We start from the raw sequence: 11,893 nt of genomic DNA on the forward strand, positions 1-11,893 counted from the left end.
ATGACCACAGAGGGACCGACCAAGACCGCCGGCCAGGTCATGCACGAGGGCGCCGAATGCATCGGCGAGCACGAGAGCCTGCGCAGGGCCGCGGAGATGATGCGGGACATGAGCGTCGGCGCCCTTCCCATCTGCGGGGACGACGACCGGCTCAAGGGCATCATCACCGACCGCGACATCGTGATCAAGTGCTGCGCCGAAGGCAGGGATCTCGACCAGACCACGGCGAGCGAGCTCGCCCGCGGTCTCGTCTGGGTCGACGCCGGCGCCAGCGTCGAGGACGCCCTGGCGAAGATGGAGGAGCACCAGATCAAGCGCATGCCGGTGATCGACAACCATCGCATCGTCGGGATGATCACCGAGGCCGACCTGGCCAAGGAGCTACCCGACAGCAAGCTCGCGGAGTTCGTGCACCGCATCTACGCGCGGAGCTGACTCTCGCGGCGATCTTCGGGCCGGGTGTCGCCGGGAACGGCGGCCCGGCCCTCCGCATGCCCCGTTCCCGCGGCGTGGCCGGCGGGCGCCGGGGAGGAGCGCTCGCGCCGGGCCGCGCAAGTTCCGGACCGCCTCCTCCACAGTGGGATCGGGCACTGTGGTGGGATCGGGCGCCCTGGGCCGGCGGGCGCCGGCCGCGCACCGCTAGCGACGTCCCGGCGTGACGAGCCCGGACTCGTAGGCGTGCACGACCAGCTGGGCGCGATCACGAGCGCCCAGCTTGGCGAGCATCCTGCTGACGTGGGTCTTGACGGTGGCGTGGCTGATCGTCAGGTGGCCGGCGATCTCCTCGTTGGACATCCCCGTCGCCACCAGCGACAGGACCTCGCGCTCCCGGTCGGTCAGCCGGTCGAGGCCGGGTCCCGGCACGGGCCTGGGCGGGGTGGAGACGTACTCCTCGATCAGCCGCCTGGTGACCGAGGGGGACAACAGCGCCTCGCCGCCGGCCGCCACCCGCACCGACTGCAGCAGGTCGGCCGGTTCGATGTCCTTGACCAGGAATCCGCTGGCCCCGGCACGCAGGGCGGCGAAGACGTACTCGTCGAGGGCGTAGTTGGTGAGGATGACCACGCGCACCGAGTCGAGCTCCGGGTCGGCGCCGATTCTCCTCGTGGCCTGGATGCCGTCCAGCAGCGGCATCCGTACGTCCAGCAACGCCACGTCTGGGCGCAGGGCACGGCACAACTCGACGGCCTCGCCGCCGTTGCCGGCTTCCGCGACGACCGTGACGTCCCCGGCCATCTCCAGCAGTGCGCGGAAACCGGCGCGGATCAGTGGCTGGTCGTCGGCCAGCAGCACCCGGATCACGGCGCGGCCGCCGTCGGCAGTTCGGCCCGTACGGCGAAGCCTCCCCCCGGTCGCGGCCCGGCTGTGAGCGAGCCGCCGAGAGCGACCGCGCGCTCGCGCATTCCGATCAGCCCCATCCCGTTCTCCGCTGTCCCTGTCGTGGTCTGTCCGTTGTCCTCGACGCTCAGCTTGAGCATCTGAGTCGCGTACTCGATCGTCACGGTGACGGAGGCGGCCCCGGCGTGCCGCAGCACGTTGGTGAACGCCTCCTGCACGATGCGGTAGGCGGCCCGGTCGACCTCCGGGGGCACCTCCCCGCGCGTGCCGATGGTCAGCGTCGTGACCGGCAGCCCTGCCGCTTCGGCCCGGTCCACCAGCCGGGGCAGCCTGGCCAGCCCCACCTCCGAGCCGTCGGGATCGGCCTGGCGCAGGACGCCCAGCGTGGCGCGCAGCTCGTGCATCGCCTCCTTGCCGGAATCCTTGACCGCGAGCAGCGCCTGACGGGTCAGGGCCGGATCCCGCTCCAAAGTCTGTAAGGCGACGGAGGTCTGGACGTTGATGACGGAGATGGTGTGTGTGAGCGTGTCGTGGAGCTCTTGGGCGATCCACAGGCGCTCCTCTCCCGCCCTGCGCAGCGCGGCCTCCTCCTTGGTGAGTTCGGCCTGGATCGCCCGTTGCTCGACCTCTCCGAGGTAGGCGCGCCGGTTCTTGGTCACCTCGCCGAGCACCACCATCGCGACCAGCCAGCCGCTGAGCAGACTGAGGCCACCGGGTTCGGGGTCGGTGTCGGCCAGGGCGACCGGAACGGCGATGCCGGAAGCCAGTGCCGCGGCAAGACCGATCGCCAGGCGGCGCCGCCCCAGAGTGGCCGCCGTGTAGGTCGCGATCAGGGCGGGCCCGGCGGCGAAGATGCCCGGGTAACGCGCGCCGTAGTAGGCGACGGCGCACCCCACCGCGACCACGCCGACCGGCACGGGAGCGGCACGCCGCCAGGCGAGCACCAGAGACGACACAACGATCAGCGCCAGGCCGGGCGCGTCCAGTGGCCCCTCCGTCAGGCCCGAGCTGGACAACCCGCCATAGGTGCCCGCGACGCCGAGCGTGAGCATGGCCACCGTGATCAGCGCATCGGTCTTCCAGGGGTGCACGCCTGTCACGCTAAGCCACGACGCAGGCCGGGCCCACCCGCCTGCGGATGACCCGGCGCCTGCATCCCTGGTCGTACTCGTGCTCCGCGTGGCCGTGCCCTACACCCTGGGATGTACGGCGGAGCGCCGACCCCAGTCTGACGATCTTCCGCTCGATGCGCAGCAGCATGCCGGGCATGAGCGTCTCACCTGTTCCGCCGCGGGCCGACCCCGGCCGTGCGCCCGGCTGGATCGTCCGGCCGCTGCGGTCGGCCGCCGTGCTGCACCTGTTCGGCGTGCTCGCACAAGCCGTCCTTGCCGGACTGTTCGTCACCGGTGACGTGGACATGCTCGCCTGGCATCGCACCAACGCCGGATTCACGCATGTCACGCTCTACCTCCAGCTGCTGGCCTCGATCCTGCTGTGGCGACCGGCGCGCGGACCGGCGTGGCCCGCCCTGGCCGCGGCCGGGCTCGTGGCCGCCGAAACCCTTCAGGTCGTGGCCGGGCAGGAGCGCGTCCTGGCAGTGCACTTCCCGCTCGGCATGGCCGTTTTCGGCGCCACGACCATACTGACCGTCCTGGTCTGGCGGGTGACGCGATGATCTCCCGTCGCGGTTTCCTCGGGCTGCTCGGCGGGGCCGGCCTCACCGTCGCCGGCTGCGGCGCCCTGGCACCCGAGGTGGCCGGTGAGAGCCTGACGAGCGCGTTGCCGTTGCCCGCCCGGTTCACCGTGCCGCTCCCGATCCCCGCGACCGCCGTTCCCGTACGGCCCGGCCATTACGAGGTCGTCCAGCGCGCGGCCAAGGTGGAGATCATCCCCGGCACCACGACCGAGATCTGGGGCTACGACGGCACGTTCCCCGGGCCGACCTTCCACCTGGACTCCGGCGGCCGCACCGTCATCCGGGTCCGCAACGAGCTGCCCGTGCCCACCTCGACGCACCTGCACGGAGGAGTCACCCCGTCCCAGTCCGACGGCTACCCCACGGACGTGGTGATCGCCGAGGGACGGGGATTCCGCCCGCCCCAGGGCGATCACTCTCACGACGACCTGTCGCAGTGGACCTTGCACGAGGCGGCCAGGGACTACGTGTATCCGCTGGAGCAGCGTGCCGCCACACTCTGGTACCACGACCATCGGATGGACTTCACCGCGCCGCAGGTGTGGCGTGGCCTGGCCGGTTTTCTCGTGGTTCGCGACGACGAGGACGACGCGCTGCCGTTGCCGAAGGGTGAGCGGGACATCCCTCTGATGATCTGTGACAGGGCGTTCGAGGAGGACGGCTCCTTCCGCTATCCGTCCCTCGATCCGACCCTGCTGATGCGCCCGGGGGTGGACGACGCCTTCATGGCGGGAGTCGAGGGCGATGTCATCCTGGTCAACGGCGCGCCCTGGCCTTTCCTCGAGGTCGACGCGGTCCGATATCGCCTGCGACTGCTCAATGCCTCGAACGCACGCCGTTTCCGGCTGCGGTTGACTCCCGGCGGCCGGTTCGTGCAGGTCGGCAGCGATCAGGGGCTGCTTACCGCTCCCCTGGCGCACGACGCGATCACCATCTCCCCGGGAGAACGCTTCGATGTCATCGTGGACTTCTCCGGCCGTCCCGCCGGCACCGAGGTGACCATGGTCAACACCTTGGGCGCGGGCGCCGCACGCGATGTCATGCGGTTCCGTGTGCGGCGCGGAGCCGCCGACGACAGCGTGATCCCGAAGCGGCTGTCACCGGCCGGGCCGGTCCCCACGGCGGTCGCCACCCGCGTCTTCGACTTCCGCCGTACGGGTCAGAGGGGCGGCGGGTCCTGGACGATCAACGGACGGCGCTTCCGGCCGGGGCGGCCACTGGCCACCCCTCGTCTGGACACCAGCGAGATCTGGAGGTTCACCAGCGACTTCCATCACCCTGTGCACGTCCACCTGGCTCGATTCCGGGTGCTCTCACGGAACGGCGGGCCGGCGGCGGCGACCGACGCCGGCTGGAAGGACACGGTGGACGTGCGGCCCTACGAGGTCGTCGACGTCCTGGTCCGTTTCGAGGGCTACCGGGGGCGCTACATGCTGCACTGCCACAACCTGGAGCACGAGGACATGGCGATGATGGCCGATTTCGAGGTCGTCTGACGGTCCTCGGCGGCCGCGGTGAAGGCCTTCAGCGGCCCGTGCGGTAGGCGACGAACGCGATGATCCCGATCGCCCCGACAGCGACCGCCAGCCATAACACCGGCATCGGCACGGCGAGGACTCCGTCCCCGGCGGCCGCCCCGCTCGTCGCCTTGACCGCCCTCGGCCGGGCGGAGGCCCGGGCCGGCGTGGGCGACGGAGCCGGCCGGGCGGCGGCGGGCAGCGGCACCCGGTAGACCGGGCTGTCCTTCCCCTCGCTCCCGGTGAGCAGGGCCGTGCCGTCCCGCGTGTACGCGATCGACTCGGCCTGGCGCAGCGGCGGCATCGTCACATGCGCGATCAGCGTGCCGGGCGAGCGGTAGACGGACGCCGAGAAGTACGTGCGGATGACGAAGCTCGACCCGTCGGGCGCGTACGCCGCGTCGGTGGCCATGAGGGGGGCGGACCCCACCCGGCGCAGGACGTTCACCTTGTCGGTGCGCAGCTTCGCGGGAGCGGCGTAGACGCCCCCGGAGAACTCCTTGCTGACGACGTACAGCCGGCCCGCACGGGGATCGACCATCACCCCCTCGGCGTTGCGGGGGCCGTCGGCGTAGCGGAAGCGATACCGGACGGCCCGCAGCGTGGCGTCCTCCATCGTCCTGGGCTCGACGACCTTGTAGACCGACACGTCCGGCCAGGCGCCGTCCATGTTGTCCCCGATGTCGGCGATCCACAGCACGCCGCGCCCGGTCGCGCGGTCGGTGGAGGCCGCGATGCCCTCCCAGTCCCTGGCCTCGGCGTTGCCGATCGTGAAGGTCGCCCGGGTGCGGCCGTCCGGGCCGACGGCGTAGATCTGGGGTCCGTTGCCGCTGTCGTTGTGCGTGTAGACGATGCCCTTGTGGGTGGGCGAGACGGCGAGGCCGCTCGACTCGCCGACACGCTCGTCCCTGATCCGGAACAGCAGCCGCTCCCGGTCGTCCGCCCAGGCCGCCGTCGTGGTCGTCGCCGTGGCCGCCCGGGCCGCTGTCGTCGTCGCCGGGAGCACCGTGCCGGTGCCCGCGACCGCGAGGAGAGCCAGGGCGGCCCGCGGAATCCTGCTCATCCGCGTTCGCCCCGTCATGCTCCCCATGCGGCCATCATTCCCGATGCCCGTCCCGCGTGCGGTGGGGCGACATGCCCCGGCCGTCCCGGAATCGGTCAGGAGCGGGTATGCGGGCGGCCTGTCACCGCAGGGCCGCGTAGAAGTCGCGCAGGTCGGCGGCGAGCACGTCCGGCCGCAGGTGGGCGGCGTAGTGACCGCCCCCGTCGTAGGACCGCCAGTGGACGATGTTCTTGTGATCGCGCTCGGCGAAGGTGCGCATCGACACGAAGTCGCCCTCGAACATCGCCAGGCCGATCGGGACCGTCGTCGGCTCCTTGGGATGCTCGGCGCGCGCGTCCTCGTAGTAGAACCGCGTGGCCGAGGTGGCGGTGCCGGTCGCCCAGTAGAGCATCGTGTTGGTCAGGATGAAGTCGTCGTCGACGTCCTCACCGAACAACTGGGCGTTCCAGCCCAGCAGCCCGGCGGGCGAGTCGAAGATCCCGTACGACAGCGTCTGCGGCTGCTGCGAGTGGACCATGTTGAACGACATCTTGTTCTCGTAGAACCACTGCAGCACCTCCAGGCCCTTCCGCTCCTCGTCGGTGAGGTTCGCCATCTCCGCCGGGTCGCCGGAGGGGAAGGAGTAGATCTGCGTCACGTGGACGCCGGCGACGTGCTCGGGGTCCACCCGGCCCACCTCGGGCGAGACGAACGAGCCGCCGTCGTTGCCCACCGCGCCGTACCGGCCGTAGCCGAGCCTGCGCATGAGCTCCGCCCACGCCCGGGCCGTACGGAACCGGTTCCAGCCCCGCTCCCTCGTCGGGCCGGAGAAGCCGAAGCCGGGCAGCGACGGGATCACCAGGTGGAACGCCTGCGCCGGGTCCTCGGGGTTCGTCAGCGGTTCGACGACCTTGAGGTACTCCACGATCGAGCCCGGCCAGCCGTGGGTGAGAATCAGCGGAAAGGCGTCCTCGTGCGGCGACCGCACGTGCAGGAAGTGGATGTCCTGCCCGTCGATCTCGGTGATGAACTGCGGATACCGGTTGATCTCGGCCTCGTGGGCGCGCCAGTCGTACCCGTCGCGCCAATACTCGGCCAGCCGCTTCACGTACGCGACCGGCACGCCGTACTCCCAGCCGCTTTCCGGGATCTCGTCGGGCCAGCGGGTCCGGCCGAGCCGGTCCTTCAGGTCGTCGAGGTCGGCCTGCGGGACGTCGATGCGGAAAGGCCTGATCTGCGACGCGATTTCGGGCGTGATCTGCGTGTTCTCGCTCATGACGCCGACATTACGCACCCTTCCGGACAGCTTCTGTCCTGAAGTGACGCCAGACTGAGGACATGCTGGAAACCTCGGCGCGGCTGCTGCGCCTGCTGTCGTTGCTCCAGGCCAGACGCGACTGGCCCGGCGCGATCCTGGCCGATCGGCTGGGCGTGAGCGAGCGGACGGTGCGCCGCGACGTCGATCGGCTCCGCGATCTCGGCTATCCGGTGGAGTCCACCCGCGGCACGGACGGCGGCTATCGCCTGGTCGCCGGGGCGGCGATGCCACCCCTGCTCCTCGACGACGACGAGGCGGTGGCCGTGGCGATCGGGCTGCGGGCCGCCACCGGCGTGACGGGCGTCGAGGAGGCGGCCGAGCGCGCCGCCGCCAAGCTCGAACAGGTGCTGCCGTCACGCCTGCGCCGCCGCGTCGGCGCCGTGCAGGCGTACACCGAGCCGGTGCCGCCCGACCGGCCGGGTCCCGCGGTCGATCCCGCCGTGCTGAGCGTGCTGGCCGCGGCCTGCCGTGACCGCGAGCGGCTGCGGTTCGACTACCGCGGCCACGACGGCTCCTCCGGCGTCAGGCTGGCCGAGCCCTACCGGCTCGTGTCCTGGGGGCGCCGGTGGTACCTCGTGGCCTGGGACGTCGACCGCGACGACTGGCGCACGTTCCGGGTGGACCGCATCGCACCGCGCACTCCCACCGGGCCGCGATTCCCGCCCCGCGACCCGCCGGAGGGCGGCGCGGCGGCGTACGTCGCCCGCGGCGTGTCGTCGGCGGCCTGGCGGCACCACGCCCGGGTGCTCGTCCACGCCCCCGCCGAGGTGGTCGCCGCACGGATCAACCCGGCCGTCGGCGTCGTGGAGGACGTCGACGGCCACACCTGCGTGCTCGTGACGGGGGCCGACACCGTGAACTCGCTCGCCGTCCACCTCGGCCTGCTCGACCTCGACTTCGAGGTCACCGGCCCGCCTGACCTGGTCGACCACCTGCGCGCCCTGACCGCCCGCTACGCCCGCGCGACCGCCAAAGCGGCAGGGGGAGCGGCAGCGGCTTCGGCAGCGGGGTCAGGCTGAGGCGCCGCCGTCCAGCGCCAGATCGAGCCCCACCGCGAAACCGGCGTCGTCCGAGGCGAGCCAGAGCACGGTGCCGGTGATCTCGCCGAGGGCGCCGACGCGGCCGATCGGCAGCGTCTCCCGGAGCCGGGCGGCCCGGTCGTCCTCGGTCTCACCGGGGCGCAGGGACATGCCGGTGTCCAGCGGCCCCGGGCTGACCGCGTTGATCCGCACACCCGCCCGGATGTTCTCCAGCGCGGCCGTGCGGGTCAGCGCGCTCACCGCGGCCTTGGACGCGGCGTAGGCGCCCAGCCCGGGCATCCGGATGTGCGCCCCGATGTTCGAGGCGATGTTGACGATCACGCCGGAGCCCTGGGCGCGCATCGCGGCGATCTGGTGCTTCAGGGCGAGGAAGACGCCCGTCGTGTTGACCTGGAGGACGCGTGCCCAGTCCTCCTCCGGCATGTCCACGACGGTTCCTCCCGCGAGCGTTCCGGCGCTGTTGACCGCGACGTCGAGGCGGCCGAACCGGGTGACGATCTCCCCGACGAGCCCGGCCACCGCGGCCGAGTCGGTCACGTCGAAGGTGAGCGCGGCGGCCCTTCCTCCCTCGGCCTCGATCAGCTCGACGGTCTCCTCCAGCGGCTCCCGCCGCCGCCCGGCCGCCACAACGCTTGCGCCCTCCCGGGCGAACCCACGGGCGACCGCCCGGCCGATGCCGGAACCCGCCCCGGTGACCAGCACGACCTTGTCCGCGAACCTCATCTATCGCTCCTTTGTCCATGCGAAAGCGGCGGCGACCGCCGCCGCCGCGAGAAGGAAGGCCGGGGCCATCGCGGTGAGGGCGAACCCGTAGCCCTCCGTCATGGCCCGGGCGCCGCCGGCGGGCACGTCGCCCGCGCGGGCGGCGGCGAGTGCCACGAGCACGGCGAGGCCCACCGTCGGCCCCGCCTCCATGGCGGTGTTGACCAGTCCCCCGGCCGCCCCGGCGTCCTCGGCGCGTACGCCGTCGAGGGCCGCCACGGTGGCGCCGGAGAAGGCCAGCCCCGAGGCGACCGGGAAGACCAGCAGTCCGGCGAGCACGGTTCCCCCTGACGTGACACGGCCGAGCAGCAGCATCGACACCGCCGCGAGCAGCGACCCGGCGACCAGCACGTGCCGCACGCCGAGGCGGCGCAGCAGGCGGCCGCTCACCGGGCCCATGACGACGACCAGGAGGAAGGGCAGGAAGGCCAGGCTCGTGTCGATCGGCGACAGCCCGCGCACCTGCTGCAGGTAGAGACTCAGCAGGAACGTGCTCGTCGCACTGGCGGCCGCCGTGAGGAAGACCACGAGCAGGGCCGCACCCCTGCGCGGATGTGCCACCAGCCGGAGCGGCAGCAGCGGCCGCGGCGTCCTCGCCTGAAGGACGACGAAGCCCGCCGTCAGCACCAGGCCGGCGACGACGACGGCCGTCGCACCCTCCAGCAGGCCGTAGGCGAGCGCGATCAGCCCGGCCGTGGCGAGCAGCGCGCCCGGCACGTCAAGGCGGGCCACCGTACGAGGTGCGGGCGGCAGCAGGACGATCCCGGCGGTCACGGCCACCACGCCGGCGGCGGCGGGCAGGAGGAACGACCAGCGCCACGAGGCCGCGGCGGCGACGAGGCCGGACAGCAGGCTGCCGGTGACGGCCCCGGTGACCGACAGGGTGCCCCACACCGCCAGAGCGCGCTCACGCTGCCGAGCGTCCGGGCGGAGCCGCGTCACCAGCAAGACTGCCGCGGGGGCGGCCATCGCGGCGCCCACTCCCTGCGCGAAGCGCGCGGCCAGCAGGACCGGGTGGTCCGGAGCCAGCCCGCCCGCCGCCGACGCCAGTGCGATCAGGGCCATCCCGGCGAGGAACATCTCCCGGGCGCCCCACCTGTCGGCGAGCCTGCCCCCGAGGAGCAGCAGCCCACCGAAGGTCAGCCCGTACGCCGAGGTCAGCAGGGCCAGGCCCCCCTGGCCGAGGCCGAACTCCCGCTGGATGGCCGGCAACGGCACGGTGAGAAGGGTGATCGCCGCGACGAGCGTCACCTGTGCCCCGCCGAGCACGGCGAACGCTGCCGTATTTTTGGATCGATCGGTCAAGAATGAAGGCATGAAAAAGCGCACTCCTCTTCCCACGGAGAGATCAGCGGAGCACCGCGAGGGCCTGTGCGGCGGCGTCGCGGAGGCGGGCGGGGTCACAGTGCCCCTTCCCCATCACCCGCAGCCCCTGCAGGAAGACGAGCACGAACCGCGCCAGCGCCCGGGGATCGGACTCGGCGGAGATCTCCCCCTGGGCGCGGGCGCGGATGAGCGCCGAGGTCAGCGCCGTCTCCAGGCCCGTCCAGCTGGTCTCGACGACCCGGGCGACCGGCTCGTCGTCCGGGAGGAGTTCGGTCGCCGCATTGACGATCATGCAGCCACGCCGGTCGCGGTCGCGGATCGAGTCCTCGGTATAGCGCTCGACCAGCGTTCGTACGGCCGGCAGGGCGGGGCCGGGCTGGGACAGCAGTTCGACAGGGTTCGGGTCGCACATCTGCGCGTAGCGCTCCAGCGCCTTCACGTAGAGGTCATGCTTGCCGCCGAAGGTGGCGTACAGGCTGGCGCGGCCGATACCGAGGTGCTCGACCAGGTCGGCCATCGAAGTGGCCTCGTAGCCGCGCCGCCAGAACAGATCGAGGGCCCGCTCCAGCACGACATCGGGGTCGAACTCCTTGGTTCTCGCCATGCACTCGACCCTAGACCAATCGGGAACGATCGGTCAATTAAGCCGCGACGCGCTCGTCCCAGGTGATCCGGTAGTCGTGCATCCAGGCCAGCGCGTTGCGCTTCTCCACCTGCCGCATGACCACGGGAAGGATCAGGTCGCGGACGAAGGCCCCGCCGGCGCCCGGCGCCTTGCCGTCCCCGTTGCGCTTGCCCTGCGCCACGACACGCTCGACCCGTTCGCGCCGCAGCCGCTCGAAGGCGGCGAACGCCTTCGCGGTGTCCGGCACGTCGCGCAGGCACTTGCCGAGCACCACGGCGTCCTCGACGGCCATCGACGCGCCCTGCCCGGAGGACGGAGAGGTGGCGTGGGCGGCGTCCCCGACGAGGACCATGCGCTCGCCGGACCACTTGGGCACCCTCGGGAAGTCGTAGGTGTTCCAGCCGGGCAGGATGTCGGGGGTCGCCGCGATGATCTCCCGCATCGGCCCGGCGTCGCCCTCGAACAGGTCCATGAGCCTGGCCCGCCACTGCTCGGGAGTGATCGCCGCGAGTTCCTCGGGGGGCATCTCCCTGCGGCTCGGCGGGTTGGCGAACCACCACACCTGCCCCTCCGGGTGGATCATGTACCCGAAGAAGCACCGCCTGCCGAAGATGAAGTAGCAGACCCCCGGCCTGCCCGGCGCCCGCACCCCCTCGGCGTAGCCGCCGGTGTTCAGCAGCCCGACGTAACGGGCGCAGGGGGCCTCGGCGTCGATCAGGGCGCGAGTGCGCGAGCGCAGCCCGTCGGCGCCCACCAGCAGGTCGCCCTCGGCCTCGCCGCCGTCCGCGAAGACCGCCCGTACGCCGTTCGCGGTGGCCGAGGCGCCGGTGAGCCGCTTGCCGTAGTGGATCCGCACACCCCGCCGTACGGCCTCGTCGCGCAGCGCCTGGTAGAGGTCGGCGCGCCGGAGCGTGCGGCTCGGCTGGCTCGTGGTCGCCAGCAGCCTGCCGCGCGCGTTGCGGATCTCCATGACCGGCGTGTCCATGCCGAGGTCGCGGACGAGGTCGTGCAGGTCGAGCAGGCGCAGGGCCTCCAGCCCGTTCACCGCGAGCGTGAGGAAGGCGCCGACGCCCTCGGCGCCCCGGTCGTAGGCCTCGAAGACCTCGCTGTCGATTCCGGCGCGTCGCAGCGCCATGGCCGTGACGGGACCCGCGATCCCACCGCCGATGATCAGAGCTCTCTTGGTCATGCAATGACTATACATATTATGACTATTCCCCGACAAGGCC

The 11,893-nt window shown here is 72.0% G+C and carries 13 protein-coding genes; 4 read left to right on the plus strand and 9 right to left on the minus strand.

The window, feature by feature from the left end; translation table 11 throughout:
* The gene (locus tag BXA11_RS28395; RefSeq protein WP_076439449.1) at nt 1–435 is read left to right on the plus strand and encodes a CBS domain-containing protein; all 435 of its coding nucleotides are present in this window, start codon (nt 1–3) and stop codon (nt 433–435) included.
* Between the two features lie 204 nt (nt 436–639).
* Here BXA11_RS28395 and BXA11_RS28400 read toward each other — a convergent pair whose 3' ends face one another.
* The 3 genes from BXA11_RS28400 to BXA11_RS43340 are packed head-to-tail and all read right to left on the minus strand — an operon-like array spanning nt 640 to nt 2,607.
* Entirely contained in the window at nt 640–1,302 is a 663-nt protein-coding gene (locus BXA11_RS28400) for a response regulator (RefSeq protein WP_076439451.1), read from the minus strand.
* A complete protein-coding gene (locus tag BXA11_RS28405) occupies nt 1,299–2,429 on the minus strand; it encodes a sensor histidine kinase (RefSeq protein WP_083744647.1) in 1,131 nt (376 codons plus the stop codon). The genes BXA11_RS28400 and BXA11_RS28405 overlap by 4 nt, the downstream gene beginning before the upstream one ends.
* 10 nt (nt 2,430–2,439) lie before the next feature.
* Nucleotides 2,440–2,607: a hypothetical protein gene (locus tag BXA11_RS43340; protein WP_159454850.1), complete on the minus strand. Its 168-nt coding sequence runs from the start codon at nt 2,605–2,607 to the stop codon at nt 2,440–2,442.
* Between BXA11_RS43340 and BXA11_RS28410 the strand changes: the two genes are divergently transcribed.
* Both BXA11_RS28410 and BXA11_RS28415 read left to right on the plus strand, forming a co-directional pair.
* A complete protein-coding gene (locus BXA11_RS28410) occupies nt 2,606–3,013 on the plus strand; it encodes a hypothetical protein (RefSeq protein ID WP_076439454.1) in 408 nt (135 codons plus the stop codon). The two genes, BXA11_RS43340 and BXA11_RS28410, sit on opposite strands and share 2 nt — an antisense overlap.
* A complete protein-coding gene (locus BXA11_RS28415; RefSeq protein WP_076439455.1) occupies nt 3,010–4,530 on the plus strand; it encodes a multicopper oxidase family protein in 1,521 nt (506 codons plus the stop codon). Before BXA11_RS28410 ends, BXA11_RS28415 begins: the two co-directional genes overlap by 4 nt.
* A 28-nt stretch (nt 4,531–4,558) precedes the next feature.
* Here the strand turns inward: BXA11_RS28415 and BXA11_RS28420 are convergent, their stop codons facing one another.
* Nucleotides 4,559–5,614: a hypothetical protein gene (locus tag BXA11_RS28420; RefSeq protein ID WP_239105184.1), complete on the minus strand. Its 1,056-nt coding sequence runs from the start codon at nt 5,612–5,614 to the stop codon at nt 4,559–4,561.
* 121 nt (nt 5,615–5,735) lie between these two features.
* Nucleotides 5,736–6,869 carry an epoxide hydrolase family protein gene (locus BXA11_RS28425; protein WP_076439459.1) on the minus strand — a complete coding sequence of 378 codons (1,134 nt, stop codon included), beginning with the start codon at nt 6,867–6,869 and terminating at the stop codon, nt 5,736–5,738.
* A 62-nt stretch (nt 6,870–6,931) separates the two neighbouring features.
* Here BXA11_RS28425 and BXA11_RS28430 point away from each other — a divergent pair, with 62 nt between their 5' ends.
* Nucleotides 6,932–7,930, plus strand: a complete 999-nt coding sequence (locus BXA11_RS28430) for a helix-turn-helix transcriptional regulator (RefSeq protein ID WP_076439460.1) — start codon at nt 6,932–6,934, stop codon at nt 7,928–7,930.
* Here BXA11_RS28430 and BXA11_RS28435 read toward each other — a convergent pair.
* Genes BXA11_RS28435 through BXA11_RS28450 form a run of 4 tightly spaced genes read right to left on the minus strand, consistent with a single transcriptional unit; the run spans nt 7,922 to nt 11,853 of the window.
* Nucleotides 7,922–8,674, minus strand: coding sequence for an SDR family NAD(P)-dependent oxidoreductase (locus BXA11_RS28435; protein WP_076439462.1), 753 nt, complete (start codon nt 8,672–8,674; stop codon nt 7,922–7,924). The genes BXA11_RS28430 and BXA11_RS28435 overlap by 9 nt on opposite strands.
* Nucleotides 8,675–10,030: an MFS transporter gene (locus BXA11_RS28440; RefSeq protein ID WP_076439464.1), complete on the minus strand. Its 1,356-nt coding sequence runs from the start codon at nt 10,028–10,030 to the stop codon at nt 8,675–8,677. It abuts the gene before it with no gap.
* 31 nt (nt 10,031–10,061) lie between these two features.
* Nucleotides 10,062–10,643 carry a TetR/AcrR family transcriptional regulator gene (locus BXA11_RS28445; RefSeq protein ID WP_076439466.1) on the minus strand — a complete coding sequence of 194 codons (582 nt, stop codon included), beginning with the start codon at nt 10,641–10,643 and terminating at the stop codon, nt 10,062–10,064.
* 37 nt (nt 10,644–10,680) lie between these two features.
* On the minus strand, nt 10,681–11,853 hold the full coding sequence (locus BXA11_RS28450; protein ID WP_076439467.1) for an FAD-dependent oxidoreductase: 1,173 nt from the start codon (nt 11,851–11,853) through the stop codon (nt 10,681–10,683).
* Nucleotides 11,854–11,893: the final 40 nt, after the last annotated feature.

Origin of the sequence: Microbispora rosea (genome assembly GCF_900156315.1) — a bacterium.
GTDB classification, from domain to species: domain Bacteria; phylum Actinomycetota; class Actinomycetes; order Streptosporangiales; family Streptosporangiaceae; genus Microbispora; species Microbispora rosea.

What these genes read in the sequence shown, in the direction of transcription:
- BXA11_RS28395 (WP_076439449.1), top strand. Translation starts at nt 1, where the DNA reads ATGACCACAGAGGGACCGACCAAGACCGCCGGCCAGGTCATGCACGAG.
- BXA11_RS28410 (WP_076439454.1), top strand. Translation starts at nt 2,606, where the DNA reads ATGAGCGTCTCACCTGTTCCGCCGCGGGCCGACCCCGGCCGTGCGCCC.
- BXA11_RS43340 (WP_159454850.1), bottom strand. Translation starts at nt 2,607, where the DNA reads ATGCCCGGCATGCTGCTGCGCATCGAGCGGAAGATCGTCAGACTGGGG.
- BXA11_RS28415 (WP_076439455.1), top strand. Translation starts at nt 3,010, where the DNA reads ATGATCTCCCGTCGCGGTTTCCTCGGGCTGCTCGGCGGGGCCGGCCTC.
- BXA11_RS28420 (WP_239105184.1), bottom strand. Translation starts at nt 5,614, where the DNA reads ATGAGCAGGATTCCGCGGGCCGCCCTGGCTCTCCTCGCGGTCGCGGGC.
- BXA11_RS28425 (WP_076439459.1), bottom strand. Translation starts at nt 6,869, where the DNA reads ATGAGCGAGAACACGCAGATCACGCCCGAAATCGCGTCGCAGATCAGG.
- BXA11_RS28430 (WP_076439460.1), top strand. Translation starts at nt 6,932, where the DNA reads ATGCTGGAAACCTCGGCGCGGCTGCTGCGCCTGCTGTCGTTGCTCCAG.
- BXA11_RS28435 (WP_076439462.1), bottom strand. Translation starts at nt 8,674, where the DNA reads ATGAGGTTCGCGGACAAGGTCGTGCTGGTCACCGGGGCGGGTTCCGGC.
- BXA11_RS28440 (WP_076439464.1), bottom strand. Translation starts at nt 10,030, where the DNA reads ATGCCTTCATTCTTGACCGATCGATCCAAAAATACGGCAGCGTTCGCC.
- BXA11_RS28445 (WP_076439466.1), bottom strand. Translation starts at nt 10,643, where the DNA reads ATGGCGAGAACCAAGGAGTTCGACCCCGATGTCGTGCTGGAGCGGGCC.
- BXA11_RS28450 (WP_076439467.1), bottom strand. Translation starts at nt 11,853, where the DNA reads ATGACCAAGAGAGCTCTGATCATCGGCGGTGGGATCGCGGGTCCCGTC.